This window comes from Thermus aquaticus (assembly GCF_001280255.1).
In the GTDB taxonomy this organism is placed as follows: domain Bacteria; phylum Deinococcota; class Deinococci; order Deinococcales; family Thermaceae; genus Thermus; species Thermus aquaticus.
Map to the genome: position 1 here is coordinate 743868 of NZ_LHCI01000106.1, position 25998 is coordinate 769865.

At 68.1% G+C, this 25998-nt stretch carries 24 protein-coding genes, 1 tRNA gene and 1 riboswitch; of the genes, 18 read left to right on the plus strand and 7 right to left on the minus strand.

The features are described 5' to 3' along the window. From BVI061214_RS13425 to BVI061214_RS05055, 3 genes are all read left to right on the plus strand, one after another. The coding region (locus tag BVI061214_RS13425) for an IS4 family transposase (RefSeq protein ID WP_082333122.1) at positions 1–190 on the plus strand (190 nt) is incomplete at its 5' end. Between the two features lie 199 nt (positions 191–389). Beyond that, a complete protein-coding gene (locus BVI061214_RS05050) occupies positions 390–1112 on the plus strand; it encodes a DEAD/DEAH box helicase family protein (RefSeq protein ID WP_053767526.1) in 723 nt (240 codons plus the stop codon). 80 nt (positions 1113–1192) lie between these two features. Next, positions 1193–2269: an enolase C-terminal domain-like protein gene (locus BVI061214_RS05055; protein ID WP_053767527.1), complete on the plus strand. Its 1077-nt coding sequence runs from the start codon at positions 1193–1195 to the stop codon at positions 2267–2269. On the opposite strand, the gene BVI061214_RS05060 is transcribed toward BVI061214_RS05055, so the two are convergent. Both BVI061214_RS05060 and BVI061214_RS05065 read right to left on the minus strand, forming a co-directional pair. Continuing rightward, a complete protein-coding gene (locus BVI061214_RS05060; protein WP_053767528.1) occupies positions 2264–2890 on the minus strand; it encodes an HAD family hydrolase in 627 nt (208 codons plus the stop codon). The genes BVI061214_RS05055 and BVI061214_RS05060 overlap by 6 nt on opposite strands. Next, positions 2883–3920, minus strand: a complete 1038-nt coding sequence (locus BVI061214_RS05065) for an MFS transporter (RefSeq protein ID WP_053767529.1) — start codon at positions 3918–3920, stop codon at positions 2883–2885. The genes BVI061214_RS05060 and BVI061214_RS05065 overlap by 8 nt, the downstream gene beginning before the upstream one ends. A gap of 37 nt (positions 3921–3957) precedes the next feature. Here BVI061214_RS05065 and BVI061214_RS05070 point away from each other — a divergent pair, with 37 nt between their 5' ends. The 15 genes from BVI061214_RS05070 to BVI061214_RS05140 all read left to right on the plus strand — a co-directional run bounded on the left by BVI061214_RS05070 (position 3958) and on the right by BVI061214_RS05140 (position 24066). Then, positions 3958–4731 carry a YgfZ family protein gene (locus BVI061214_RS05070; protein ID WP_053767530.1) on the plus strand — a complete coding sequence of 258 codons (774 nt, stop codon included), beginning with the start codon at positions 3958–3960 and terminating at the stop codon, positions 4729–4731. Beyond that, positions 4704–5888, plus strand: a complete 1185-nt coding sequence (locus BVI061214_RS05075) for a CinA family nicotinamide mononucleotide deamidase-related protein (RefSeq protein ID WP_053767531.1) — start codon at positions 4704–4706, stop codon at positions 5886–5888. The genes BVI061214_RS05070 and BVI061214_RS05075 overlap by 28 nt, the downstream gene beginning before the upstream one ends. Further along, the gene (thpR, locus tag BVI061214_RS05080) at positions 5885–6478 is read left to right on the plus strand and encodes an RNA 2',3'-cyclic phosphodiesterase (RefSeq protein WP_053767532.1); all 594 of its coding nucleotides are present in this window, start codon (positions 5885–5887) and stop codon (positions 6476–6478) included. Before BVI061214_RS05075 ends, thpR begins: the two co-directional genes overlap by 4 nt. Next, positions 6429–7451 (plus strand): recombinase RecA, encoded by a 1023-nt coding sequence (gene recA / locus BVI061214_RS05085; protein ID WP_053767533.1) that lies wholly within the window; start codon positions 6429–6431, stop codon positions 7449–7451. The genes thpR and recA overlap by 50 nt, the downstream gene beginning before the upstream one ends. Further along, entirely contained in the window at positions 7452–9179 is a 1728-nt protein-coding gene (gene rny, locus BVI061214_RS05090; RefSeq protein WP_053767534.1) for a ribonuclease Y, read from the plus strand. A gap of 11 nt (positions 9180–9190) precedes the next feature. After that, positions 9191–10222: a rod shape-determining protein gene (mreB, locus tag BVI061214_RS05095; RefSeq protein ID WP_053767535.1), complete on the plus strand. Its 1032-nt coding sequence runs from the start codon at positions 9191–9193 to the stop codon at positions 10220–10222. Between the two features lie 4 nt (positions 10223–10226). After that, positions 10227–10658: a 3-hydroxyacyl-ACP dehydratase FabZ gene (gene fabZ / locus BVI061214_RS05100; protein ID WP_053767536.1), complete on the plus strand. Its 432-nt coding sequence runs from the start codon at positions 10227–10229 to the stop codon at positions 10656–10658. Between the two features lie 72 nt (positions 10659–10730). Continuing rightward, on the plus strand, positions 10731–11363 hold the full coding sequence (locus BVI061214_RS05105) for a hypothetical protein (protein WP_003043697.1): 633 nt from the start codon (positions 10731–10733) through the stop codon (positions 11361–11363). 188 nt (positions 11364–11551) lie between these two features. After that, complete coding sequence (rpoB, locus tag BVI061214_RS05110; RefSeq protein WP_053767537.1) at positions 11552–14911, plus strand: DNA-directed RNA polymerase subunit beta; 3360 nt, start codon at positions 11552–11554, stop codon at positions 14909–14911. A gap of 19 nt (positions 14912–14930) precedes the next feature. After that, the gene (rpoC, locus tag BVI061214_RS05115; protein WP_053767538.1) at positions 14931–19505 is read left to right on the plus strand and encodes a DNA-directed RNA polymerase subunit beta'; all 4575 of its coding nucleotides are present in this window, start codon (positions 14931–14933) and stop codon (positions 19503–19505) included. Positions 19506–19557: 52 nt separating this feature from the next. Next, the gene (locus BVI061214_RS05120; RefSeq protein ID WP_053767539.1) at positions 19558–20136 is read left to right on the plus strand and encodes a fuculose-1-phosphate aldolase; all 579 of its coding nucleotides are present in this window, start codon (positions 19558–19560) and stop codon (positions 20134–20136) included. A 64-nt stretch (positions 20137–20200) separates the two neighbouring features. After that, positions 20201–20440, plus strand: coding sequence for a hypothetical protein (locus tag BVI061214_RS05125; RefSeq protein WP_003043704.1), 240 nt, complete (start codon positions 20201–20203; stop codon positions 20438–20440). Next, positions 20410–21252 carry an alpha/beta fold hydrolase gene (locus tag BVI061214_RS05130; protein ID WP_053767540.1) on the plus strand — a complete coding sequence of 281 codons (843 nt, stop codon included), beginning with the start codon at positions 20410–20412 and terminating at the stop codon, positions 21250–21252. Before BVI061214_RS05125 ends, BVI061214_RS05130 begins: the two co-directional genes overlap by 31 nt. Next, a riboswitch (TPP riboswitch) is annotated at positions 21253–21345 on the plus strand. A 22-nt stretch (positions 21346–21367) separates the two neighbouring features. After that, the gene (locus BVI061214_RS05135) at positions 21368–22402 is read left to right on the plus strand and encodes a thiamine ABC transporter substrate-binding protein (protein WP_053767541.1); all 1035 of its coding nucleotides are present in this window, start codon (positions 21368–21370) and stop codon (positions 22400–22402) included. A 155-nt stretch (positions 22403–22557) separates the two neighbouring features. Continuing rightward, complete coding sequence (locus BVI061214_RS05140) at positions 22558–24066, plus strand: ABC transporter permease (RefSeq protein ID WP_053767542.1); 1509 nt, start codon at positions 22558–22560, stop codon at positions 24064–24066. 88 nt (positions 24067–24154) lie between these two features. Here BVI061214_RS05140 and mutM read toward each other — a convergent pair whose 3' ends face one another. The 5 genes from mutM to BVI061214_RS05165 all read right to left on the minus strand — a co-directional run bounded on the left by mutM (position 24155) and on the right by BVI061214_RS05165 (position 25990). Next, a complete protein-coding gene (gene mutM, locus BVI061214_RS05145; RefSeq protein WP_053767543.1) occupies positions 24155–24949 on the minus strand; it encodes a DNA-formamidopyrimidine glycosylase in 795 nt (264 codons plus the stop codon). Beyond that, positions 24942–25253 carry a DCC1-like thiol-disulfide oxidoreductase family protein gene (locus BVI061214_RS05150; RefSeq protein ID WP_053767544.1) on the minus strand — a complete coding sequence of 104 codons (312 nt, stop codon included), beginning with the start codon at positions 25251–25253 and terminating at the stop codon, positions 24942–24944. The genes mutM and BVI061214_RS05150 overlap by 8 nt, the downstream gene beginning before the upstream one ends. Beyond that, a complete protein-coding gene (locus tag BVI061214_RS05155) occupies positions 25237–25611 on the minus strand; it encodes an acyl-CoA thioesterase (RefSeq protein WP_003043715.1) in 375 nt (124 codons plus the stop codon). Before BVI061214_RS05155 ends, BVI061214_RS05150 begins: the two co-directional genes overlap by 17 nt. A gap of 6 nt (positions 25612–25617) precedes the next feature. After that, entirely contained in the window at positions 25618–25860 is a 243-nt protein-coding gene (locus BVI061214_RS05160) for a 4a-hydroxytetrahydrobiopterin dehydratase (protein WP_053767545.1), read from the minus strand. Positions 25861–25913: 53 nt separating this feature from the next. Continuing rightward, positions 25914–25990: transfer RNA gene (locus BVI061214_RS05165), tRNA-Met, on the minus strand. Between the last annotated feature and the right edge of the window lie 8 nt (positions 25991–25998).

A 25998-nucleotide genomic window follows, 5' to 3' on the forward strand; every position in this document is an offset into this window, starting at 1 on the left:
TTGGGAAGTTGAGCGGTTGGGGGATCCGTTCAAGGGGTTTCTTTTGCAGCTCGGGGGCAAGCTGGGGCTGCCCAGCGAGAGGGATGGTCCGTACCTGCTCCTGAGGGGCCTGGTTCGCCTGCTCAACTATGAAGTCACCCAAGAACTCTTGAAGCAGGCTAAGGGAGGGCGAGGAAGGAGTTTTGGGTAAAGCCCTGTTGGATATCTTGACCAACATTCTGAAGGGCAGTGCTGAGCTCGCTGGGTGTGGTGTTGCTTTGAGGCGGGGCTGGTGTCTGTGAGCAGGCGGTCAACAAGAAAAGCAAGCTGGCTCCCAAAAAACCTTGCCACAGCTTCATTTGCTATCACCTCCCTCTGCAAGGGTAGGGAAAAACCAGTAAAATGTCAAGGTGCGCGTGGCTTTTTCCCTGGAGTTCCAAGAGGGCTTGGTGTCCCTGAAGACCCAGCCCCTCCTCATCCTGGTGGGCCTCACAGGGGTGGGGAAGAGCACCCTGGTGGAGGCCCTGGGCTTGCCCAGGCTTCCCGACCGGCGGGAGCTGGTGGACCTCTACGTCCTTCCCCGCTACGGGGCCAAACCCCCCATCCCCCGGGAGGAGCGCTTCCGCCTCACCCGGCGCTTCCGGGAGGAGTTTCCCGGGGGCGTGGCCGAGGTCCTCGCCCGGGGGTTTGTGCCTCCCGCCCCCCTCCTCCTCTTTGACGGCCTCAGGGGGGAGGAGGAGGTGGCCTACGCCCTGGAGCACCTGCCCAAGGCCCTTTTTGTCGTCCTCCACGCCCGGGAGATCACCCGCTTAAAGCGCCTCCTCGCCCGCCAGGACGCCTTTGACCGGGTGGCCCTCTCTCCCTTGGAGGCGGAGAAGCTAAAGGAGCTGGCCCAGGGCGTCCTCGCCCCGGAGGAGCTGGCGGAGGCCTTAGCCCTGGCCCCGGCGGAGGAGGTTCTGGCCAAGCTGAAGATCGTGGCCGAGGAGAAGAGGAACTACGACCCGGAAGGCCCCCTGCGCCTCCTAAGGGACCACCCCAGGGCCCTGGTCCTGGACACCGAGGCCCTGGACCCCCTGGCCGAGGCCCAGGCGGTGCGGGCCTTCCTGGAGGCCAAGGGCCTTTTCGCCCAGTAAGCCTGGTCTGAGCCCTGGGTGCGCCCTCTTGGGGCCCCCGCCTTGGCCCTGGCCGCGGCGGGGTACTTAGAATGGGCCTCATGGCGACCGTCAAAGACCTGCGCCTCATGCCCTTCCGCATCCCCCTGAAGGCCCCCCTTCGCTGGGGGAAGGCCTCGGAGCTTTCTGCTTTGGAGCACGCCCTGCTTGAGGTGGAGCTTTCCGACGGCTCCCTGGGCCGGGCCGAGGTGGCCATCCGCCCCACCATCTACGGGGAGACCCTGGGAAGCGTGGAGGCGGGGCTGGCCTACCTGAGGCCAAGGCTTTTGGGCCTCGAGGCCGACGACCAAGAGGCCATCCGCGCCGTGCTGGAGGCCTTCCCCTGCAACCACGCCCTGAAGGGGGCCCTGGACCTGGCCCTCTGGGAGGCCTGGGCCAGGAGCGAGGGGGAGGAGCTCCACCAGGTCCTGAAGCCCGCCAAACACCGGGTGCGGGTGGCCTACATCCTGGGCCTGGCCTCGGAGGAGGAGATGCTTTCGGACGCCCGCATGGCCTACGGGGCCGGGGTCAGGGTCTTCAAGGTCAAGGTGGGCCGGGACCTGGAGGGGGACACCAGAAAGATCGCCCGCCTCAAGGAGGCCTTCCCCGAGGTGGACCTCTACGCCGACGCCAACGAGAGCCTGACCCCCAAGGAGGCCGAGGTCTACCTGACGGCCTGGAAGGCGCTGGGCCTCCGCTACGTGGAGGAGCCCCTGCCCATAGAGGAGGTGGAGGCGAGAAGGGCCCTTCGGGCCAAGGGCATCCTCCCTCTCATCGCCGACGACAGCGCCATGACCCCCAAGGACCTCAGGCGGGAGCTGGTCCTGGACACTTTTGACATCCTGAACCTCAAGCCCGCCCGCAGCGGGGCCACCTGGACCCTGGAGATGCTCTCCCTGGCCCGGGAGAAGGGCAAGCGGGCCATGGTGGGAAGCCAGGCCCAGAGCAGCTTCGGGGCCTACCAGTCCGCCCTCCTGGCCTTCCAGCAGGGGGTCACCGAGCCCAACGAGCTGGCCTTCCACCTGAAGGCGGAAGGCGGCTTCCTGGACTTCCCCGCCTTCCGGGAGGGGTGGCTCTACTGGGAGGACCTCATAGAGGCCCGCTTTGACGAGGAGGCCTTCCGCCGCTACGCCCTATAGGAGGGGCAGGGCTTCCCAAAAGTCCCGCAAGACCCCCCTGGCCCCCGCGGCCAGGAGGGCCTCCTGGGGGTGCCCGGTGAGGAGGGCGTAGGTGGGAAGGCCCGCCCCCACGGCGCTCTTCACCCCGGAAGGGGAGTCCTCAAAGGCCAGGGCCTCTTCGGGGGCCACCCCGAGGCGCTTCAGGGCCACCTGGTAGGGGAGGGGGTCGGGCTTGCCCCGGCCCACCTCCTCCGCCAGGACGAGGAGGGGCGGGTCCAGCCCCAAGGCGCCCAGCACGTGGCGGGCGTTTTCCTTGGGGGCGTTGGTGACCACGCCCCAGCGTAGCCCCTTCTTCTGGATTAGATCCAGGAGCTCTAGGAGGCCGGGGGTGGGCTTCAGGTCCTTGGCCAGATCCCGGAAGCGGGCCTCCTTGGCCTCTATGAGCCTCCTGGCCTCCTCTCCTTCCAGGGAGAGGAGGTCCTGGACGATCTCGGGGTTCAGGCGGCCCGAGATGCGCTTTCGGTAAAACCCGAGGTCCACCTCGAGGCCATAAGGGCGCAGGGCCTCCCGCCAGGCGAGGAGGTGGAGGGGGTCGGTGTCGGCTAGGGTGCCGTCCAGGTCAAAGAGGAGGGCCTTAACCATCTCCCAACCCCCGCAGAAGCAGAAAAAGCCCTAGGGCCAGGGCCAAAAGCCCCAGGGGGATGCCCGGAAGGGGTAGGAGGGCGAAGAGGGCGGGGATCAGGGTGCTTCCCGCCGCCCCGGCGTAGAGGAGCCCTCCCAGGGCCCGGTGGCCGAAGCGGGCCTGGACTAAGGCGAAGAGGGTGGAAAAAAGGGGGCCCAGGAAGAAGCCTGCCAAGGGGAAGAGGAGGGCGGTGGGGGGAAAGAGGTTAAGGAGAAGGAGGAGAAGGACCCCTAGGAGGAGGCCGCGCAGGGCGGCCAGGGGTCTTTCCGCCACCGGCCTGGCCAAAAACAACCTCCCCAGGGCCAGGAAGAGCCAGTAAAGGGAGAGGAGCAGGCCTCCAGTGGCGGTGGCGTGGCCCAGGCGCTCCAGCCACACCCGGTTCCAGGTGGCCAAGGCCCCCTCGAGGCCCGTGTAAAGGCCCACGGCCAGCAAAAAGGGCAGAAGCCCCCGGGCCTCCCCCCTGGCCAGGCTCCTCACCGGAGGGGCGCCATAGACCAGGAGGCCCGCCAGAAGGGCCATGAGGGCCGAAAGGAGAAGGAGGGCCCGGTAGGGCATCAGGGTGAGGGCCAGGGGGGTGAAGACCGCCCCCAGGCCGAAGCCCACGTTGACCCGGTTCAGGAGCTCCACCCGCCTTTCGGGGTAGAGGTCCCCCACCAGGCTGTTGCCGTGGACGTTCATGACCCCCTCGGCCAGGCCCATGAGGAAGGCCATGGCCACCACCCAGGGAAAGCTTGGGGCCAGGGCCACCCCCGTGAGGGCCAGGGCCAGGAGGAAGAGGGCCAGAGGAAAGAGGGGGTGGCGCCTTTCCCCCTGGGCCAGGCGGATGCCCAGGAGAAGCCCCAGGAGGAGGCTTGTGAAGAACCAGGAGACCTCCTTGCCCACGGCAAAGGCCTCCCGCCAGTGGGGGAGGGCGGCCCCCGGCAGGGCCACGACCACGCCCACCAGGAAGAGGGAGAGAAAGGCCCCCAGGAAAAAGCGCACGTCCGCCATTCTCCCCCCGTCTGACCCTTTGGTCAATAATGGGGGTATGGAGGAGGCCCTGAGGATGGCCCTGAGGGGGGAAGGGTTCTTCGCCTTCCCCGGCCTGCTTCTCCTCAAGGGGCCGGACGCCTTCAGCTTTCTCCAGGGCCAGGGCACCCGGGACCTGAGGCGGCTAGAGGGCCCCGGTGGGGTCCTCTTCCTGAACCATAGGGGCCAGATTGAGGAGGCCGCCACCCTTTTCCCCCACCCCGAGGGCTTTTTGCTGGCTCCCTGGGGCACCCTAAAGGGCCTCAGGGCCCGCCTGGAGCGCTACATCGTCTTTGACCAGGTGGTCCTGGAGGAACTCCCCCTCTACCGCCTCCTCCACGCCGACGGCCGGGAGGAGGTGGCCGAGAGGGGGGAGGGGGGGCTTCCCCTGGAGGTCTTCCCCCTCTACGCCCTCCTCAAGGGGGTTCCCCTTTTGGAGGACATCCGGGGGGAGCTTCCCCAGAGCGTGGGGCTTCTCCACCTGGTGGACTACGGCAAGGGGTGCTATGTGGGCCAGGAGATCATGGCCCGCACCGAGGGCAAGGAGGTTCCCTACCGCCTGGTGGGCCTAAAGGGCCTGAAGGCGGGGGAGGTGGGGGAGCTCTTCTTGGAGGGGCGGCGGGTGGGGGAGATCAAGCGCCTACAGAGGACGCCCTTCGGCCTTCTGGGCCTGGGGCTGGTGCGCAGGGAGGTGCCCCTGGGCAGCGTGGTGACGGGAGGCGGGGGGGAGTACCGCCTCCTCCGCTACCCCTTTGAGGAGGGCCTATGGAGCGGGCAGAGATCATCGGCGTAGGCACGGAGCTCGTCTACGGGGAGACCCTGGACACCAACACGGCAGAGATCGCCAGAAGCCTCGAGGCCTACGCCCTCAAAGTGGAAAGGACCCTGAGGGTGGTGGACGAGCCCGGACCCCTGGCCCGGGAGGTGGCCGAGGCCTGGGAACGGGCCCGTCTCCTGGTCCTCTCCGGGGGCCTGGGCCCCACCCCCGACGACGTGACCCGGGAGGCGGTGGCCCAGGCTTTGGGGGAGCCTCTAGAGCTGGACGAGGCCATGCTCTCCCAGATTGAAGCCCTCTTCCGCGCCCGGGGCCGCCCCATGCCCGAGGCCAACCGCAAGCAGGCCATGAAGATCCCCTCGGCCCAGTGGCTGGATAACCCCCACGGCACCGCCCCCGGCTGGTGGGTGCGCAAAGCGGGGAAGGACCTGGTCCTCCTCCCGGGGCCGCCTTCCGAGTGGCGGCCCATGTGGCAGGAGGTGCTTCCCAGGCTGGCCCTGCCCCAAAGGGCCTACGCCAAGCGGGTTTTGAAGACCTGGGGCCTGGGGGAGTCGGAGATCGTGGAAAGGCTGGGGGAGCTCTTCCTCCGGGGGGAGGAGGTGGAGGTGGGCACCTACCCCAAGGTCCACGGGGTGGAGGTGGTGGTGCGGGGCCGGGAGGACCTGGTGGCCGAGCTTTCGGAAAAGATCAAAAAGAAGCTCCTGAAGGCCGTCTGGGGCGAGGGGGAGATGACCCTGGCCGAGGCGGTGAAGCGGCGTATGGAGCTGGAGGGGGCCACCCTGGCCACCATGGAGAGCCTGACCGGGGGGCTTCTGGGGGCGGAGATCACCCGCCTTCCCGGGGCCAGCCGCTTCTACCTGGGGGGCGTGGTATCCTATTCCGTAGGGGCCAAGGCCCGCTTCGGTGTGCCGGAGGAACGCCTCGCCAAGACGGTCTCCGCCGAGACGGCCAAGGCCATGGCGGAGGCCGCTCGGACCCTTTTTGGCGCCACCTACGCCCTGGCCACCACGGGCGTGGCGGGGCCGGACCCCCTGGAAGGGGAGCCCGTGGGCACGGTCTACGTGGCCGTGGCCGGCCCCCAGGGGGCGGAGGCCAGGCGGTACCGCTTCCCCGGGGACCGGGAGGCGGTGAGGCTACGGAGCGTGTACGCCGCGCTGGCCCTTCTGGTGACATGAGGCTTTTCTACGCCGTTTTTCTCCCCGAGGATGTGAGGCGGGCCCTGGAGGCCGCCCAGGAGAAGCTTTCCCGCTACAAGGGCTGGAAGGCGGTGCCGCCCCACCAGCTCCACCTTACCCTTCTCTTTTTGGGGGAAAGGCCCGAGGGGGACCTGGAGGACCTTATCGCCCTGGGCCACCGCCTGGGGCGGAAGACCCCGCCCTTTGTGGCCGGCCTCAGGGGCACCGGCTACTTCCCCAACGAGGGCACGCCCCGGGTCTGGTTCGCCAAGGCCGAGGGGGAGGGGTTTAACCTCCTGGCCCGGGGCCTGAGGGATGGGGTGAGGGAGGTTCTGGGGGAGGAGGCCCTTAAGGCCGAAGGGGACCGGGCCTTCAAGCCCCACATCACCCTGGCCCGGCGCAAGGCCCCCGCCCCCAGGGTTCCCCCGGTGGTCTTCGGCCTCACCTGGCCCGTGGAGTCCTTCGCCCTGGTGCGCTCGGAGCTCAAGCCTAGGGGGCCCGTCTACACCATTCTGGAAAAGTTCCCTTTGCGAGGTGAGCATGGAAGAGAACAAGAGGAAGTCGCTGGAAAACGCCCTCAAGACCATTGAAAAGGAGTTTGGCAAGGGGGCCGTCATGCGCCTGGGGGAGATGCCCAAGCTCCAGGTGGACGTGATCCCCACGGGCTCCTTGGGCCTGGACCTGGCCCTGGGGATCGGGGGCATCCCCCGGGGGCGGGTCACCGAGATCTTTGGGCCGGAGTCGGGGGGCAAGACCACTTTGGCCCTGACCATCATCGCCCAGGCCCAGAAGGGGGGCGGGGTGGCGGCCTTCGTGGACGCCGAGCACGCCCTAGACCCCCTTTACGCCAAGAAGCTCGGGGTGGACGTGCAGGAGCTTCTGGTCTCCCAGCCGGACACCGGGGAGCAGGCTTTGGAGATCGTGGAGCTTCTGGCCCGCTCGGGGGCGGTGGACGTGATCGTGGTGGATTCGGTGGCCGCTTTGGTGCCCAAGGCGGAGATTGAGGGGGAGATGGGGGACCAGCACGTGGGCCTCCAGGCCCGGCTCATGAGCCAGGCCCTGAGGAAGCTGCCCGCCGTCCTCTCCAAGAGCAACACCGCCGCCATCTTCATCAACCAGGTGCGGGAGAAGGTGGGGGTCATGTACGGCAACCCCGAGACCACGCCGGGCGGCCGGGCCCTCAAGTTCTACTCCAGCGTGCGCCTGGACGTGCGCAAAAGCGGCCAGCCCATCAAGGTGGGCAACGAGGCCGTGGGCATCAAGGTCAAGGTCAAGGTGGTGAAGAACAAGCTGGCCCCGCCCTTCCGGGAGGCGGAGCTGGAGATCTACTTCGGCCGGGGCCTGGACCCCGTTATGGACCTGGTCAACGTGGCCGTAGCGGCGGGGGGCATTGAGAAGGCCGGCTCCTGGTTCTCCTACGGCGAGCACCGCCTGGGCCAGGGCAAGGAGAAGGCGGCCGAGTACCTGAGGGAGCGGCCGGAGCTTCTGGAGGAGATCCGGGCCAAGGTCCTGGAGCGGGCGGACAAGGTGGTCCTGGCCGCCGGCGAGGAAGAGGGGGAGTAGATGACCCTTCTGGACCTGGTGCTTTTGCTCCTGGTCCTGGCCCTTCTCGCCGCCCTCTTCCTGAGGCGCAAGGGGGGTGAGGGTGAGGCGAGGGGGGAGGCCAGGGAGATCCTCGAGGCCGCCAAGGCCGAGGCCAAGGAGGCCCTGGAGTCTGCCCGCAAGGAGGCCAGGGAGATCCTGGAGGCGGCCCGCCAGGAGGCCAAGGCCCTGAGGGAGGAGGCCGAAAGCCGCCTAAAGGCCCTTCGGCAGGAGCTGGAGGAGGAGGCCCGGGCCCGGGCCGAGGCCCTGGAGAAGGAATCCAGGAGGCGCCTGGCCGAGGCCGAGGAGCGCCTGAAGGCGGAAAGGGAGGAGCTCAGGGCGGAGAGGGAGCGGCTTAAGGCCCTCCAGGAGGAGCTCAAGGCCGAAAGGGAGCGCCTCAAGGAGGAGCGGGAGGAGCTTCGCCGGGAGGCGGAACGGCTTTCCAAAAGGGGCGAGGCCCTGGACGCCCGGGCCATGAAGCTGGACGCCCTGGAGGAGGCGCTATCCAAGCGGGAAGAGGTCTTGAAGGCCAAAGAGGCCGGCCTCCTTGAGCGGGAAAAGGAGATTGAGCAGAGGCTCTACCAGGTGGCGGGCCTCTCCCCCGAGGAGGCCAGGAGGCTCATCCTGGAACGGTTGGACCGGGAGCTGGAGGAGGAGAAGGCGGCCAGGGTGCGGGCCGCCTTGGAGCGGGCCCGGGTAGAGGCCAGGCGCGAGGCCCAGAAGATCCTGGCTCAGGCCATGCAGCGCCAGGCCTCGGAGACCGCGGCCCAGCTGGCGGTGTCCGTGGTCCCCATCCCTTCCGACGCCATGAAGGGCCGCATCATCGGCCGGGAAGGGCGCAACATCCGCACCTTTGAGGCCCTCACCGGCGTGGACCTGATCATTGACGACACCCCGGAGGCGGTCCTGCTTTCCTCCTTCAACCCCGTGCGGCGCGAGATCGCCCGCATGGCCCTGGAGGAGCTCCTCAAAGACGGCCGCATCCACCCAAGCCGCATAGAGGAGGTGGTGGAGAAGGCCAAGCAGGAGATGAAGACCTTCATCTACGAGAGGGGGGAGGAGGCGGCCCTCGAGGCCGGGGTGGTGGGCCTGAAGCCCGGCCTGATCCAGCTATTGGGCCGGCTCCACTTCCGCTCCAGCTACGGCCAGAACGTCCTCAAGCACTCCATTCAGGTGGCCCACCTCACCGGCATCATGGCGGCGGAGCTGGGCCTGGACGCAGGGCTCGCCCGCAGGGCGGGGCTTCTTCACGATATCGGCAAGAGCGTGGACCGAGAGGTGGAGGGAAGCCACGTGGAGATCGGCATCGCCCTGGCCCGCCGCTTCGGCGAGCCCCCTGAGGTCATAGACGCCATCGCCCACCACCACGACCCGGAGAACGCCGAGACGGTCTACGCCGTCCTGGTGGCCGCCGCCGACGCCCTCTCCGCCGCCCGGCCCGGGGCCAGGCGGGAGAGCCTGGAGGAGTATCTGCAGCGCCTCGAGGCCCTGGAGCGCATCGCCCTCTCCTTCCCCGGGGTGGAGACGGCCTTCGCCGTGCAGGCGGGGCGGGAGGGGCGGGGCATCGTCAAGCCCGACAAGATCACCGACGCCAAGGCCACCCTGCTGGCCAGAGAAATCGCGAACCGCATTGAGCGGGAGATGAACTACCCCGGCCAGGTCCAGGTGACCGTGGTGCGGGAGACTCGGGCGGTGGAGTACGCTAAGTAGAGCGAGGGGATATGCTGAAGGGCGAAGACATCGGGATTGACCTGGGGACGGCCAGCGTCCTCATCTACGTGCGGGGGAAGGGCATCGTTTTGCGGGAGCCTTCGGTGATCGCCGTGGTCCAGGGCAAAAAGGAGGTGAAGGCCGTGGGGGCCGAGGCCTACCGGATGCTGGGGCGCACCCCGGGCAACATCGTGGCCGTGCGGCCCCTCAAGGACGGGGTCATCGCCGACTACGCCCTCACGGAGAGGATGCTCCTCCTCTTCCTGCAGAAGGTGCTTTCCCCCATGAGCCGCTTCTTCAAGCCCCGGGTCATGGTGGGGGTGCCCTCGGGGGTCACGGACGTGGAAAGGCGGGCGGTGGTCCAGGCGGTCTCCGCCCTGGCCCAGAAGGTCTACCTCATTGAGGAGCCCCTGGCGGCGGCCATCGGGGCGGGCATCAACGTGGCCGAGCCCACGGGCAGCATGGTGGTGGACATCGGGGGCGGCTCCACCGATATCGCCGTCATCTCCCTGGGGGGCATCGTGCGCTCGGAAAGCCTCAGGATCGCCGGCAACGAGATGGACCAGGCCATCATCCGCTACATCCGGCAAAAGTACAACCTCCTCATCGGCGAGCGGACCGCCGAGGAGCTCAAGATCCAGCTGGGCCGGGCCAAGGTCCTTCCCGGGGAGGAGAAGGAGGTGGCCGAGGTGCGGGGCCGGGACCTCATCACCGGCCTTCCCCGTACCGCGGAGATCCCCGCCGAGGACGTGGCCGAGGCCCTAAAGGAGCCCCTGGACAAGATCTTCCAGGGGGTGAAGTCGGTGCTGGAGACCACGCCGCCGGAGCTGGCCTCGGACATCTACGAGCGGGGCATCCTCCTCACGGGGGGTGGGGCTTTGCTGAAGAACCTGGACCTCGCCCTGCAGGAGGCCACCGGCGTGCCGGTGGTGGTGGCGGAGAACCCCATTGAGGCCGTGGCCCTGGGCACCGGCAAGGCCCTGGAAATGCTCCACGTCCTGGAGGACACCATCCTCTCCTCGGATGACGTCCTGAAGAGGTGAGGCCGTGGAGATCGGGGAGATCCTGAGGCTTCTTCCCCACCGCTACCCTTTTCTCCTCATTGACCGGGTCCTCGAGGCCGACGAGAAGCGCTTCCGCGCTCTAAAAAACGTCACCTTCAACGAGCCCCACTTCCAGGGGCACTTTCCCGGCTACCCCATCATGCCCGGGGTCCTGATCCTGGAGGCCATGGCCCAGGCGGCGGTGGGCACCCTGGCCCGCCAGCCGGGGATGGCCCCGGGGAGCCTGGTCTTCCTGGTGGGCGTGGAGGAGGCCCGCTTTAAGAAGCCCGTGGTCCCCGGGGACACCCTGGTCCTCGAGGGGGAGCTCCTCTTCTTCCGCCGGGGCCTGGGCAAGGTGGCGGTGCGGGCCCTGGTGGAGGGGGAGGAAAGGGCCAGCGCTACCCTAAGCTTCGCCCTTCGGCAGGGTTCGCAGTAAGATCTGGCTGAACTGAGCTTCAGGGCTTCCTCCAGGGCCAAGTCCACGCTCTCCAGGATATCATCAGACCCCATGGAAGACCTGATGGCCTACCTCAAGCGGGCCCGGGGCGGCCGGGTGGTGCAGACGGGCTTCCTCCCCCCGGAGGCCCAGGCGGAGCTTCTGGACCTGGCCGGGCGGGAGGGCCTCAACGTGGCCTTCTTCGGGGGCTTCCCCCTGGCGGAGCGCAAGGTGGCGGTCCTCTACCCGCCCGAGGTGCCCTCCGTCCACGACCCGGTGCAGGTCTTCTTCCTGGAAAAGGAGCCCCCAGACCTGGGCGAGGCCATGGGGGACGTGGAGCCCCTGGAGGAGGGCTTTCTGGTGGCCTTGCTCCCCAAGGGGAAGAAGGCTCTGGAGGAGGCGGGCTTTACCCTCCTTCCCCCTCCGGAAGGGGCCTTTAGGCCCTCGAGGGTGCGCACCCTGGTGGTGCCCTCCCTGCGGGTGGACGCCGTGGGGGCCAAGGGGTTCGGGGTTTCCCGCAGCTACTTCGCCCAGGGGGTCAAGGCGGGGAAGGTGCGCCTGAGGGGCAAGGTGGCCTCTCCCAAGGATGAGATGGCCCCCGGGGATGTCCTCCTGGCCGAGGGCCTTGGGAGCCTGAGGCTTCTTGAGGTTCTTGGCGAAACCAGGCGGGGCAACTATAAAATCAGGGTGGAGGTGGAGCGCTAGGGAAAAGGGTTGGGCAGGCTTGACCGGTAGGCTTGACGGAATAAGGGAGAGCCCTATAGGCTAAGGTTTGTGCTCTTTGGTCGGGCCAAGGGAGCACGGTAAGAGCCAGCTGCCGCAAGGGGATGCGCCCTTGCGGAAGAACCCTGTTAGCTTACCTCGGGCGGCCCGCTTTCCCTTAGAGGTGACGCATGGAGATTAAGCGGTTCGGTCGCATCCGAGAGGTCATTCCCCTTCCCCCCCTTACGGAAATCCAGGTGGAGTCCTATAAGAAGGCGCTCCAGGCGGACGTTCCCCCTGAAAAGCGGGAGAACGTGGGCATCCAGGCCGCCTTCAAGGAGACCTTCCCTATAGAGGAGGGGGACAAGGGCAAGGGTGGTCTGGTTCTGGACTTCCTGGAGTACCGCATCGGCGACCCCCCCTTCTCCCAGGACGAGTGCCGGGAGAAGGACCTCACCTACCAGGCTCCCCTTTACGCCCGGCTCCAGCTCATCCACAAGGACACCGGGCTCATCAAGGAGGACGAGGTCTTCCTGGGCCACCTGCCCCTGATGACCGAGGACGGCTCCTTCATCATCAACGGGGCCGACCGGGTCATCGTCTCCCAGATCCACCGCTCCCCCGGGGTCTACTTCACCCCCGACCCCGCCCGCCCCGGCAGGTACATCGCCAGCATCATCCCCCTGCCCAAGCGGGGGCCCTGGATTGACCTCGAGGTGGAGGCCAGCGGCGTGGTGACCATGAAGGTCAACAAGCGCAAGTTCCCCCTGGTCCTCCTCCTCAGGGTCCTGGGCTACGACCAGGAGACCCTGGTGCGGGAGCTTTCCGCCTACGGGGACCTGGTCCAGGGCCTCCTGGACGAGGCGGTTTTGGCCATGCGCCCCGAGGAGGCCATGGTCCGCCTGTTCACCCTCCTCCGCCCCGGTGACCCCCCCAAGAAGGACAAGGCCCTGGCCTACCTCTTTGGCCTTCTGGCCGACCCCAAGCGCTACGACCTGGGAGAGGCGGGCCGCTACAAGGCAGAGGAGAAGCTGGGCGTGGGCCTTTCGGGGCGCACCCTGGTCCGGTTTGAGGACGGCGAGTTCAAGGACGAGGTCTTCCTGCCCACGCTCCGCTACCTCTTCGCCCTAACGGCCGGGGTTCCCGGCCACGAGGTGGACGACATTGACCACCTGGGCAACCGGCGAATCCGCACCGTGGGCGAGCTCATGGCGGACCAGTTCCGCGTGGGCCTGGCCAGGCTGGCCCGAGGGGTGCGGGAGCGCATGGTCATGGGCTCCCCCGACACCCTCACCCCCGCCAAGCTGGTCAACAGCCGCCCCCTGGAGGCCGCCTTGCGGGAGTTTTTCAGCCGGAGCCAGCTCTCCCAGTTCAAGGACGAGACCAACCCCCTCTCCTCCCTGAGGCACAAAAGGCGCATTTCCGCCCTGGGCCCCGGGGGCCTTACCCGGGAGCGGGCGGGGTTTGACGTGCGCGACGTGCACCGCACCCACTACGGGCGCATCTGCCCGGTGGAGACGCCGGAAGGGGCCAACATCGGCCTCATCACCTCCCTGGCCGCCTACGCCCGGGTGGACGCCTTGGGCTTCATCCGCACCCCCTACCGCCGGGTCAAGAACGGCGTGGTCACGGAGGAGGTGGTCTACATGACCGCCTCCGAGGAGGACCGCTACACCATCGCCCAGGCCAACACCCCCCTCGAGGGCGACCGCATCGCCACCGACCGGGTGGTGGCCAGGCGCAGGGGGGAGCCCGTCATCGTGGCTCCGGAGGAGGTGGAGTTCATGGACGTCTCCCCCAAGCAGGTCTTCTCTCTCAACACCAACCTCATTCCCTTCCTGGAGCACGACGACGCCAACCGGGCCCTCATGGGCTCCAACATGCAGACCCAGGCCGTGCCCCTCATCCGGGCCCAGGCCCCGGTGGTCATGACGGGCCTGGAGGAGCGCGTGGTGCGGGACTCCCTGGCCGCCCTCTACGCCGAGGAGGACGGGGAGGTGGTCAAGGTGGACGGCACCAGGATCGCCGTCCGCTATGAGGACGGCCGCCTGGTGGAGCACCCTTTGCGCCGCTATGCCCGCTCCAACCAAGGCACCGCCTTCGACCAGCGGCCCCGGGTCAGGGTGGGCCAGCGGGTGAAGAAGGGGGACCTCCTGGCGGACGGCCCCGCCTCGGAAGAGGGCTTTCTGGCCCTGGGGCAGAACGTCCTGGTGGCCATCATGCCCTTTGACGGGTACAACTTTGAGGACGCCATCGTCATCAGCGAGGAGCTCCTCAAGCGGGACTTCTACACCTCCATCCACATTGAGCGCTACGAGATTGAGGCCCGGGACACCAAGCTGGGCCCCGAGCGTATTACCCGTGACATCCCCCACCTCTCCGAGGCCGCCCTTCGCGACCTGGACGAGGAGGGCATCGTCCGCATCGGGGCCGAGGTCAAGCCCGGCGACATCCTGGTGGGGCGCACCAGCTTCAAGGGCGAGCAGGAACCTTCCCCCGAGGAGCGCCTCCTGCGCTCCATCTTCGGGGAGAAGGCCAGGGACGTGAAGGACACCTCCCTGAGGGTCCCCCCCGGGGAAGGGGGGATCGTGGTGGGGCGCCTGCGCCTTAGGCGGGGCGATCCCGGGGTGGAGCTGAAGCCCGGGGTGCGGGAGGTGGTCCGGGTCTTCGTGGCCCAGAAGCGCAAGCTCCAGGTGGGGGACAAGCTGGCCAACCGCCACGGCAACAAGGGCGTGGTGGCCAAGATCCTCCCCGTGGAGGACATGCCCCACCTGCCCGACGGCACCCCCGTGGACGTGATCCTGAACCCCCTGGGCGTGCCCAGCCGGATGAACCTGGGCCAGATCCTGGAGACCCACCTGGGCCTGGCGGGCTACTTCCTGGGCCAGCGCTACATCTCCCCCGTCTTTGACGGGGCCACGGAGCCCGAGATCAAGGAGCTTCTGGCCGAGGCCTTCAACCTCTACTTCGGCAAGCGCCAGGGCGAGGGCTTCGGCGTGGACAAGCGGGAGAAGGAGGTCCTGGCCCGGGCGGAGAAGCTGGGCCTGGTTTCCCCGGGCAAGAGCCCCGAGGAGCAACTCAAAGAGCTCTTCGTCCAGGGCAAGGTGGTCCTCTACGATGGCCGCACGGGGGAGCCCTTTGAGGGGCCCATCGTGGTGGGGCAGATGTTCATCATGAAGCTCTACCACATGGTGGAGGACAAGATGCACGCCCGCTCCACTGGCCCCTACTCCCTCATCACCCAGCAGCCTCTGGGCGGCAAGGCCCAGTTCGGCGGCCAGCGCTTCGGGGAGATGGAGGTGTGGGCCCTCGAGGCCTACGGGGCCGCCCACACCCTGCAGGAGATGCTGACCATCAAGTCCGACGACATTGAGGGCAGGAACGCCGCCTACGAGGCCATCATCAAGGGCGAGGACGTGCCCGAGCCCAGCGTGCCCGAGTCCTTCCGCGTGCTGGTGAAGGAGCTTCAGGCCCTGGCCCTGGACGTGCAGACCCTGGACGAGAAGGACAACCCCGTGGACATTTTTGAGGGCCTGGCCTCCAAGAGGTGAGCCCTTTTCTGGAGGAAAGATGAAAAAGGAAGTCCGCAAGGTCCGCATCGCCCTGGCCTCCCCCGAGAAGATCCGCTCCTGGAGCTACGGGGAGGTGGAGAAGCCCGAGACCATCAACTACCGCACCCTGAAGCCCGAGCGGGACGGGCTCTTTGACGAGCGCATCTTCGGCCCCATCAAGGACTACGAGTGCGCCTGCGGCAAGTACAAGCGCCAGCGCTTTGAGGGCAAGGTCTGCGAGCGGTGCGGGGTGGAGGTGACGAGGAGCATCGTCCGCCGCTACCGCATGGGCCACATTGAGCTGGCCACCCCCGCCGCCCACATCTGGTTCGTCAAGGACGTGCCCTCCAAGATCGGCACCCTCCTGGACCTCTCCGCCACCGAGCTGGAGCAGGTCCTCTACTTCAACAAGTACATCGTCCTGGACCCCAAGGGGGCCGTCCTGGACGGGGTGCCGGTGGAAAAGCGCCAGCTCCTCACCGACGAGGAGTACCGGGAGCTCCGCTACGGCAAGCAGGAGACCTACCCCCTGCCCGCCGGGGTGGATGCCCTGGTCAAGGACGGGGAAGAGGTGGTGAAGGGCCAGGAGCTGGCCCCCGGCGTGGTGAGCCGCATGGACGGCGTGGCTCTCTACCGCTTCCCCCGCCGGGTGCGGGTGGACTACCTGAGGAAGGAGCGGGCCGCCCTCAGGATCCCCCTTTCCGCCTGGGTGGAGAAGGAGGCCTACCGGCCCGGGGAGGTCCTGGCGGAGCTATCTGAGCCCTACCTCTTCCGGGCCGAGGAGAGCGGGGTGGTGGAGCTCAAGGATCTCGCCGAGGGCCACCTCATCTACCTGCGCCAGGAGGAGGAGGTGGTGGCCCGCTACTTCCTCCCCGCGGGCATGACTCCCCTGGTGGTGGAGGGGGAGATCGTGGAGGTGGGCCAGCCTCTGGCCGAGGGGAAGGGGCTATTGCGCCTGCCCCGCCACATGACGGCCAAGGAGGTGGAGGCCGAGGAGGAAGGGGACAGCGTCCACCTCACCCTGTTCCTGGAGTGGACCGAGCCCAAGGACTACAAGGTGGCCCCCCACATGAACGTCATCGTCCCCGAGGGGGCCAAGGTGCAGGCGGGGGAGAAGATCGTGGCCGCCATTGACCCCGAGGAGGAGGTCATCGCCGAGGCCGAGGGGGTGGTCCACCTGCACGAGCCCGCCAGCATCCTGGTGGTCAAGGCCCGGGTCTACCCCTTTGAGGACGACGTGGAGGTGACCACCGGGGACCGGGTGGCCCCCGGGGACGTCCTGGCCGACGGGGGCAAGGTCAAGAGCGAGATCTACGGCCGGGTGGAGGTGGACCTGGTCCGCAATGTGGTGCGGGTGGTGGAGTCCTACGACATAGACGCCCGCATGGGGGCCGAGGCCATCCAGGAGCTCCTCAAGGAGCTGGACCTGGAGAAGCTGGAGAGGGAGCTTTTGGAGGAGATGAAGCACCCCTCCCGGGCCCGGCGGGCCAAGGCCAGGAAGCGGCTGGAGGTGGTGCGGGCCTTCCTGGACTCCGGCAACCGCCCGGAGTGGATGATCCTGGAGGCCGTCCCCGTCCTGCCCCCGGACCTCCGCCCCATGGTCCAGGTGGACGGGGGGCGGTTCGCCACCAGCGACCTCAACGACCTCTACCGCCGCCTCATCAACCGCAACAACCGCTTGAAGAAGCTCCTGGCCCAGGGGGCCCCCGAGATCATCATCCGCAACGAGAAGCGCATGCTCCAGGAGGCGGTGGACGCCGTCATAGACAACGGCCGCCGGGGCAGCCCCGTCACCAACCCCGGCTCCGAGCGCCCCCTCCGCAGCCTCACCGACATCCTCTCCGGCAAGCAGGGCCGCTTCCGCCAGAACCTTCTGGGCAAACGGGTGGACTACTCGGGCCGGAGCGTGATCGTGGTGGGGCCCCAGCTCAAGCTCCACCAGTGCGGCCTGCCCAAGCGCATGGCCCTGGAGCTCTTCAAGCCCTTCCTCCTCAAGAAGATGGAGGAGAAGGGCATCGCCCCCAACGTGAAGGCGGCCAGGCGCATGCTGGAGCGCCAGCGGGACATCAAGGACGAGGTGTGGGACGCCCTCGAGGAGGTCATCCACGGCAAGGTGGTCCTCCTGAACCGGGCCCCTACCCTGCATCGCCTGGGGATCCAGGCCTTCCAGCCCGTTTTGGTGGAGGGGCAGTCCATCCAGCTCCACCCCCTGGTCTGCGAGGCCTTCAACGCCGACTTTGACGGGGACCAGATGGCCGTCCACGTCCCCCTTTCCTCCTTCGCCCAGGCCGAGGCCCGGATCCAGATGCTCTCCGCCCACAACCTTCTCTCCCCGGCCTCGGGGGAGCCCCTGGCCAAGCCCAGCCGGGACATCATCCTGGGCCTTTACTACATCACCCAGGTGCGAAAGGAGAAGAAGGGAGCCGGCATGGCCTTCGCTACCCCCGAGGAGGCTTTGGCGGCTTACGAAAGGGGCGAGGTGGCCCTGAACGCCCCCATCGTGGTGGCGGGCAGGGAGACCAGCGTGGGCCGCTTGAAGTTCGTCTTCGCCAACCCCGACGAGGCCCTTCTGGCGGTGGCCCACGGGCTTTTGGACCTCCAGGACGTGGTCACCGTCCGCTACCTGGGCAGGCGGCTGGAGACGAGCCCGGGGCGGATCCTCTTCGCCCGCATCGTGGGCGAGGCCGTGGGGGACGAAAAGGTGGCCCAGGAGCTCATCCAGATGGACGTCCCCCAGGAGAAGAACTCCCTCAAGGACCTGGTCTACCAGGCCTTCCTGCGCCTGGGCATGGAGAAGACCGCCCGCCTCCTGGACGCCCTCAAGTACTACGGTTTCACCCTCTCCACCACCAGCGGCATCACCATCGGCATTGACGATGCCGTGATCCCCGAGGAGAAGCAGAGGTACCTGGAGGAAGCCGACCGGAAGCTCCGCCAGATTGAGCAGGCCTACGAGATGGGCTTCCTCACCGACCGGGAGCGGTACGACCAGGTGATCCAGCTTTGGACGGAGACCACGGAGAAGGTGACCCAGGCGGTCTTCAAGAACTTTGAGGAGAACTACCCCTTCAACCCCCTCTACGTCATGGCCCAGTCCGGGGCCCGGGGTAACCCGCAGCAGATCCGCCAGCTCTGCGGCATGCGGGGCCTGATGCAAAAGCCCTCGGGGGAGACCTTTGAGGTGCCGGTGCGCTCCTCCTTCCGCGAGGGCCTCACCGTCTTGGAGTACTTCATCAGTAGCCACGGGGCCAGGAAGGGCGGGGCGGACACCGCGCTCCGCACCGCCGACTCCGGCTACCTGACCCGGAAGCTGGTGGATGTGGCCCACGAGATCGTGGTGCGGGAGGCGGACTGCGGCACCACCAACTACATCTCCGTCCCCCTCTTCCAGATGGACGAGGTGACCCGCACCCTGCGCCTCAGGAAGCGCTCGGACATAGAGTCCGGCCTCTACGGCCGGGTCCTGGCCCGGGAGGTGGAGGCTCTGGGCCGCAGGCTGGAGGAGGGGCGCTACCTCTCCCTCGAGGACGTCCACTTCCTCATCAAGGCGGCGGAGGCGGGGGAGGTGCGGGAGGTTCCCGTGAGGAGCCCCCTCACCTGCCAGACCCGTTACGGGGTCTGCCAGAAGTGCTACGGCTACGACCTGTCCATGGCCCGCCCCGTGTCCATCGGGGAGGCCGTGGGCGTAGTGGCCGCCGAGTCCATCGGCGAGCCCGGCACCCAGCTCACCATGCGCACCTTCCACACCGGGGGCGTGGCGGTGGGCACCGACATCACCCAGGGTCTTCCCCGGGTCATTGAGCTCTTTGAGGCCCGCCGCCCCAAGGCCAAGGCGGTCATCTCCGAGATTGACGGCGTGGTGCGCATTGAGGAAGGCGAGGACCGGCTCTCGGTCTTCGTGGAGTCCGAGGGCTTCTCCAAGGAGTACAAGCTCCCCAAGGACGCCCGCCTTTTGGTCAAGGACGGGGACTACGTGGAGGCGGGCCAGCCCCTGACCCGCGGGGCCATTGACCCCCACCAGCTTTTGGAGGCCAAGGGTCCCGAGGCGGTGGAGCGCTACCTGGTGGACGAGATCCAGAAGGTCTACCGGGCCCAGGGCGTGAAGCTCCACGACAAGCACATTGAGATCGTGGTGCGGCAGATGCTCAAGTACGTGGAGGTCACCGACCCCGGGGATAGCCGCCTTTTGGAGGGCCAGGTCCTGGAGAAGTGGGACGTGGAGGCCCTGAACGAGCGCCTGATCGCCGAGGGCAAGGTGCCCGTGGCCTGGAAGCCCCTCCTCATGGGGGTCACCAAGAGCGCCCTCTCCACCAAGAGCTGGCTCTCCGCCGCCAGCTTCCAGAACACCACCCACGTCCTCACTGAGGCGGCCATCGCCGGCAAGAAGGACGAGCTCATCGGCCTCAAGGAGAACGTGATCCTGGGTCGCCTGATCCCTGCGGGCACGGGCTCCGACTTCGTCCGCTTCACCCAGGTGGTGGACCAGAGGACCCTGAAGGCCATTGAGGAGGCCCGCAAGGAGGCGGTGGAGGCCAAGGAGAAGGAGGCTCCCCGCCGCCCCGTGCGCCGGGAGCAGCCGGGGAAGGGCCTTTAGGCCTACCCCGCTAGGGGCAAAGCCCTGGCGGGGACCCCCTTTAGGGAGGAGAATGCTGGCCAAGGTTTTTTCCGCCTTCCGCCAGGTGGGGGAGGACCTCTTTCACCAGGGGCTCATCTCGGCCACGGCGGGCAACTTCTCCGTGCGCACCAAGGAGGGCTTTCTCATCACCCGAAGCGGGGTGCAGAAGGCCCACCTCACCCCCGAGGACCTGGTGGAGGTGCCCCTAGAGGGCCCCATCCCCCAAGGGGCCAGCGTGGAGAGCGTCATCCACCGGGAGGTCTACCGCAAGACCCCGGCCCGGGCCATCGTCCACGCCCATCCCCGGGTGGCGGTGGCCCTCTCCCTTCACCTCAGGAGCCTGGTTCCCCTGGACCTCGAGGGCCAGTTCTACCTGAAGGAGGTGCCCGTTCTTAGCCCCAAGACGGTCTCCGCCACCGAGGAGGCCGCCAGGGCCGTGGCCGAGGCTTTGGGGGCCCACCGGGCCTGCCTCTTGAGGGGCCACGGGGCCTTCACCTGGAGCGGGAAGGAAAAGCCCGAGGAGGCCCTCCTCGAGGCCTACAGCCTCATGACCACCCTGGAGGAGAGCGCCGAGATCCTCTTCTACCACCGCCTTTGGGAGAAGGGATGAGGCCACCCCATGTTGGGAACCGAGGCTTACCCGGGCTGGGGGGCCGGAAAATGGAGGCAAGGGGATGAGGGTTCTTTTCGTAGAGGGCAAGGAAGAGGCGGCCCTTAGGGCACTAGCCCAGGCGCTTCCCCACCCCTACTGGCTTCTTGCGGGGGAGGGCGTCTTCCTCCTGCAGGTCTTCGGGGCCTCGGAGGAGGCCCTGGCCCGGGCCCGGGAGGTGCCGGGGGTTAAGGTTTGGGCCTTCCGCCTCCAGGATGGGATAGTCTATAGGGGATGCGGGAAGAAATCGGCTACATCCCCGTAGGGGAGGCAGAGCTTTACGTGGAGGACGTGGGGGACCCCCACGCTCCCGCCCTTTTGGTCCTCCACGGCGGCCCCGGGGGCAACGCCTATGCCCTGCGGGAGGGCCTCGGGGAGTACCTGGAGGGCTTCCGCGCCATCTACTTTGACCAGCGGGGCTCGGGGCGTAGCCTGGAGCTTCCCGAAGACCCCAGGCTCTTCACCATAGACGCCCTGGTGGAGGACACCCTCCTCCTGGCCGAGGCCCTGGGCCTGGAGCGCTTCGCCCTTTTGGGGCACGGCTTTGGGGCCTTGGTGGCCCTGGAGGTCCTCCGCCGCTACCCGGGGGTGGAGGGGGCCATCCTCCTCGGGCCCTGGGTCAGCTTTCCCTGGCTTGCCCAGAGGCTCGCCGAGGCCGCCGGGCTCACCCCGGAGGGGGACCCGGAGGCCAACCTGCGGGCCGCCCTGGAACGGGCCGAGCCCAAGGCCCTCTTTGACCGCCTCATGTTCCCAAGCCCCAGGGGCCGCCTGGAGTACGAGTGGGTGGTGGAGGGCTCTGGGGTCGTAGGCCCCGACGCCCCGGCCCGAGCCTTTCTGAGGAATGGCCTTTGGCGCCTGGACTACACCCCCTACCTCACCCCAAGCCGGAGGCCGGTGGCCATCGTGGTGGGGGAAAAGGACGGCACCAGCTACCCCTACGCCGAAGAGGTGGCCGAGCGCCTCAAAGCCCCCATCCACGTGGTGCCCGAGGCGGGGCACTTCCCCTGGATTGACCAGCCGGAGGCCTTCGGCCAGGCCTTCCTCGAGGCCCTGGCCGCCTTGCGGGTGCTACACTAGAGGCGTCACCGGGGGTGCCCCTAAGGGGCTGAGAGATACCCTTGGAACCTGATCCGGGTAATGCCGGCGTAGGGAAGGTGACCGAGGCCCCTCCCGGTGACGAAGGAGGGGTTTTATGCTTAGGATCCTGGCGGTTCTCGTCTTCTTGGCCTTCGGCCTGGCGCAGGAGATCACGGTCCTCACCCACAGCAGCTTTTCCCTGGACAAGGCCCTCATCGCCCGGTTTGAGCGGGAAACGGGCCTCAAGCTCCGCTTCCTCAAAGGCGGCGACGCCGGGGAGACCCTGAACCGGGCCATCCTCACCAAAGGAGCCCCCATCGCCGATGTCATCTACGGCTTTGACAACACCTTCCTCTCCCGGGCCCTGGAGGCCGACATCCTCCTCCCCTACCGGAGCCCGGAGATCCGGAACCTGAAGGCCACCCTGCTTTTAGACCCCACCTTCCGGGCCCTCCCCGTGGACTACGGCTGGGTGAGCCTCAACTACGACCGGGCCTACTTCAAAGGCCGCCCCCTGCCCCAGGCGCCCAAGGACCTGGCCCGGCCCGAGTACGCCAGGCTCCTCGTGGTCCAGAACCCCGCCACCAGCTCCCCGGGCCTGGCCTTCCTCATGGCCACGGTGGCCCGCTTCGGCGAGGACGGCTACCTGGACTTCTGGGCCGCTCTAAGGGACGGGGGCGTGCGGGTGGCCAAGGGCTGGAGCGAGGCCTACTACACCCACTTCACCCTCTACAAGGGGGACCGGCCCCTGGTGGTCTCCTACACCACCTCCCCGGCGGCGGAGGTCTACTACTCTGAGGGCAAGTACCAGGAACCCCCCACGGGGAACCTCTTCCCGGAGCTCAGCTTCTTCCAGGTGGAGTTTGTGGGCATCCTCAAGGGGACGAAGAACCTGGAGGGGGCCAAAAAGGTGGTGGACTGGTTCCTCTCCCGCCCGGTCCAGGAGAACCTGCCCACGGAGATGTGGATGTACCCCGCCAGGCGGGACGCCAAGCTTCCTGAGGTCTTCCGCTTCGCTCCCGAGCCCGTGGGGAGCGTGCGCCTGGACCCCGTGGTCATGGCCAAGAACCGGGAGCGCTGGATTGAGGAGTGGACCAAGGTGGTCCTCCAGGGCCAGAGCCCCGAGGCGGTGAGGCGGGCGAGGCGCTAAGTACCCCACCGCGGCCTTTGCCGCGGTGGGGGCCCCAGAAAAGCCCTTCCAAAGCCCCGATTTGGACACTCCATGTTGCGAAACCAAAGCGCGAGCACTTAATACCACCCCATGCTGGCTTACGCCAGCATGGGGGCCCCGGCAAGTTACCAGGCATGGGGGGCCGAGGGAAACAGGAAACAAGGGTATTAGGGGCGCTTCTCCTTTCCTTCCTGGCCTTCGCCCTCTTCTACCCCCTGGCCCGGATCCTCCTTTTGGGCCTGGGGACGGGGTTCTGGGAGGCCCTGGGCAACCCCTACTACCTGGGCCGCTACCTCTTCAGCCTCCAGTACGGCCTCCTTTCCGCCCTCCTCACCCTGGCCCTGGCCTTTCCCCTGGCCTTCCTCTTCCGCTTCCGCTTTCCCGGGCGGGAGGCTCTCCTGGCCCTCAGCACCCTCCCCTTCGTCCTTCCCACGCCGGTGGTGGCCCTGGCCTTCATGGCCCTTTTGGGGCCCAGGGGGCTTCTGGGGGTGGACCTCTACGGCACCCTGGCCCTCCTCCTCCTGGTGGCCCTCTTCTACAACCTGGGCCTAGCGCTTCGCGTCCTCGTCCCCGTGGCCCTGAGGCTTCGGGGGGCCCTCGAGGCGGCCCGGGTCCTGGGGGCCACGCCTTACCGGGCCTTCTTCAGGGTGGGGCTTCCCCTTCTTTTGCCCGCCTTGGGCTCGGCGGGGCTTCTCGTCTTCATCTACGCCTTCTCCGCCTTCGGGGTGCCCCTGCTTTTGGGGGGCGGACGGTACGCCACCCTGGAGGTGGAGGTCTACACCCTCCTGGCCCACCGCCTGGCCTTCGCCGAGGCGGCCGCCCTCACGCTTCTCCAGCTTTTCACCCTGGCCCTGGCCGCCCTCCTTTACCTCCGCCTCCCCACCTACCCCCTTCCCCCCGGGGGGCCGGAGCCCGTGGGGCGGCCCTGGGCCCTCACCCTGGGGCTTTCCGCCTTCTTCCTCCTCCTTTACGCCCCCCTCCTCGCCCTCTTCCTGGAGGTGGACCCCGGGGCCCTGGCCCGGGCCTGGGCCTCGGAGGACTTCACCCCCCTGCCCGTGGCCCTAGGGAATAGCCTCCGCTTCACCCTTCTGGCCTTTTCTCTGGCCCTGCCCCTGGGGGTGGCCTACGCCGGGGCGGCCCGGGAGCGGGGGGGCCTGGACCTTCTGGGGCTTTTCCCCCTCATGGTGAGCCCGGTGGCCGTGGGTCTGGGCTACCTCCTGGCCTACCCCTCCCTCAGGGGCTCCCTGGCCCTCCTCCTCGCCGCCTACGCCCTCCTGGCCTACCCCCTCCTGGCCCGGGCCCTCCTCCCCGCCCTGAGGAGCCTTCCCAAAAGCCTCCTCGAGGCGGCCCGGGTCTTAGGGGCCACTCCCCTTAGGGCCTTCCTGAGGGTGGAGCTTCCCCTCCTCCTCCCCGCCCTGGCCTCGGGGAGCGCCCTGGCCCTGGCCGCCATCCTGGGGGAGTTTGGGGCGAGCCTGGTCCTCTGGCGGCCCGAGTGGACCACCCTGACCCTGGCCATCTACGAAAGGCTGGGGCGGCCCGGAGAAGGCCCTTACCGGGAGGCCCTGGCCCTGGCCGCCCTCCTGGCCCTCCTCTCCGGCCTCCTCTTCTACCTCCTGGACCGGGGGCGGGGGCGGATCGGCTAAGTGCCCCACCGCGGCAAAAGCCGCGGTGGGGGCCCCAGAAAAGCCTTTAGCCCCGACCTTGGGCACCCCATGACCAAAGTGCGGGCCCTTAGCGCTGGCACCGGGGGCAGTGATGGGTCCCCCGCCCTGCCACCACCCCCTTGGCGATGGGGGCGCCGCACCTGGGGCAGGGGAGGCCCGTGCGCCCGTAGACGGCGTGCCGCTTTTGGAAGCCTCCCGGGAGGCCGTCGGGCTGCTGGTAGGTGCGGTCGGAGAGGGTGCTGCCGCCCAAGGCCACCGCCTCCGCCAGGACCTCCCGGAGAGCCTGGAAGAGCCTCAAAGCTTCCTCCTCCGAAACCTCCCGCCCCAGGCGGAAGGGGCTTAGGCCCGCCCGGAAGAGGGCCTCGTCGGCGTAGATGTTGCCCACCCCCGCCGCCAGGGTCTGGTCCAGGAGGAGGGCCTTTAGGGGCTTGCGGCTTTTCTGGAGGCCCAGGAGGAAGGCCTCCGGGCGGAACTCTGGGGAGAGGGGCTCGGGTCCAAGCCGCGCCAGGAGGGGGATCTCCCCGTAGGCTCCCCTTTCCACCACCCAGATGCGCCCGAAGCGCCGGGGGTCGTGGAAGTGGAGGACCCCATCTTCCAGGAGGAACTCGGCCCGGGTGTGGGGGGTCTTCTCCAGGCGGAAGCCCCCGGTCATCCCCAGGTGGACCACCATCTCCAGACCCCCGGAGAGCGCAAGGAGGAGGAACTTCCCCCGCCTTCCCACCCCTTCCACCGCCCGCTCCCTTGCCCTTTCCGTGTGGCGGTAGCGGAGGGGGTCCTGGTGGCGCACCTCGAGGAGGCGCTTGCCCTCTAGGAGGGGCAGAAGCCTCCTCCTGGTGGTCTCCACCTCGGGAAGCTCAGGCACGGGGCCGCCTCCTGGCCCAAGCCTGGTAAAGCCTTTCCCCCAGGCCCCCCACCCGGCCCAGGAGGAGGAGGGGGTAGAGGGGGCGGAGGAGGGGAAGCCGCCGGGCGAGCTGGAGGAGGGCGGCGTAGCCCCGGTAAACCCTTTCCCCTTCCAGGACGTGGAGCTCCTTCAGAAGCGCCTCCTGGGGCAGGTCGCGGGCTTCCTGCAAAGGCTCCACCTTTAGCCCCTTCCCCAGGTCTAGGGCCTCTAAGGCCCTGCCCAAGGCCCGGCAGTAGGGGCAGCGGGCGTCAATCAGCACCCGCATGGTCCTCCACGGGGACGGGCTCCCCCCTTTCGTTGACGGCCACATAGGTGAGGATGCCCCTGGTGGCGAGAACGCGGCCGTTTTCCCCGAAGCGCTCCTTGTAGACCTCCACCTCCACGGTCAAGGAGGTCCTCCCCACCCGGACCACCTTGGCCACCACCTCCAGAAGGTCCCCGGTGCGGATGGGCACCTTGAACTCCACGCTCCCCACGGCCACGGTGACCACCGGCTTTTTGGCCCGGCGGGCGGCGGCGTAGGAGCCCACTTTGTCCATGAGGCCCAGGACAAAACCGCCAAAGGCCGCTCCCAGGGGGTTGGTGTGCTCGGGGAAGACCAGCTCTAGGGTGCGCGCCTCCATACGCCCTCAGCCTACATAAAGGGCGTCGGTGAGGCGGGCCATCTCCCGGTCCTTCTCCGTGATACCCCCCGCCGAGTGGGTCCACCACTCCACCAGGACCCGCCCCCACTCCACCGTGAGGCGGGGGTGGTGGTTCTCCCTCTCCGCAAGCTCCCCCACCCTCTGGGCGAAGGCCAGGGCCTCGCGGAAGTTCTTAAAAGCGAAGGCCTTGTAAAGGCGCTTGGGGTTTTCCCGCTCCTCCCAGTCCATGCCCCAAGCCTAAGGCCAAACCCCCGGGCCCATGGTGCCCGGGGGCAGGATTCTGGTTGCGGGGGCGGGATTTGAACCCGCGACCTTCGGGTTATGAGCCCGACGAGCTACCAGGCTGCTCCACCCCGCGTCGCCATC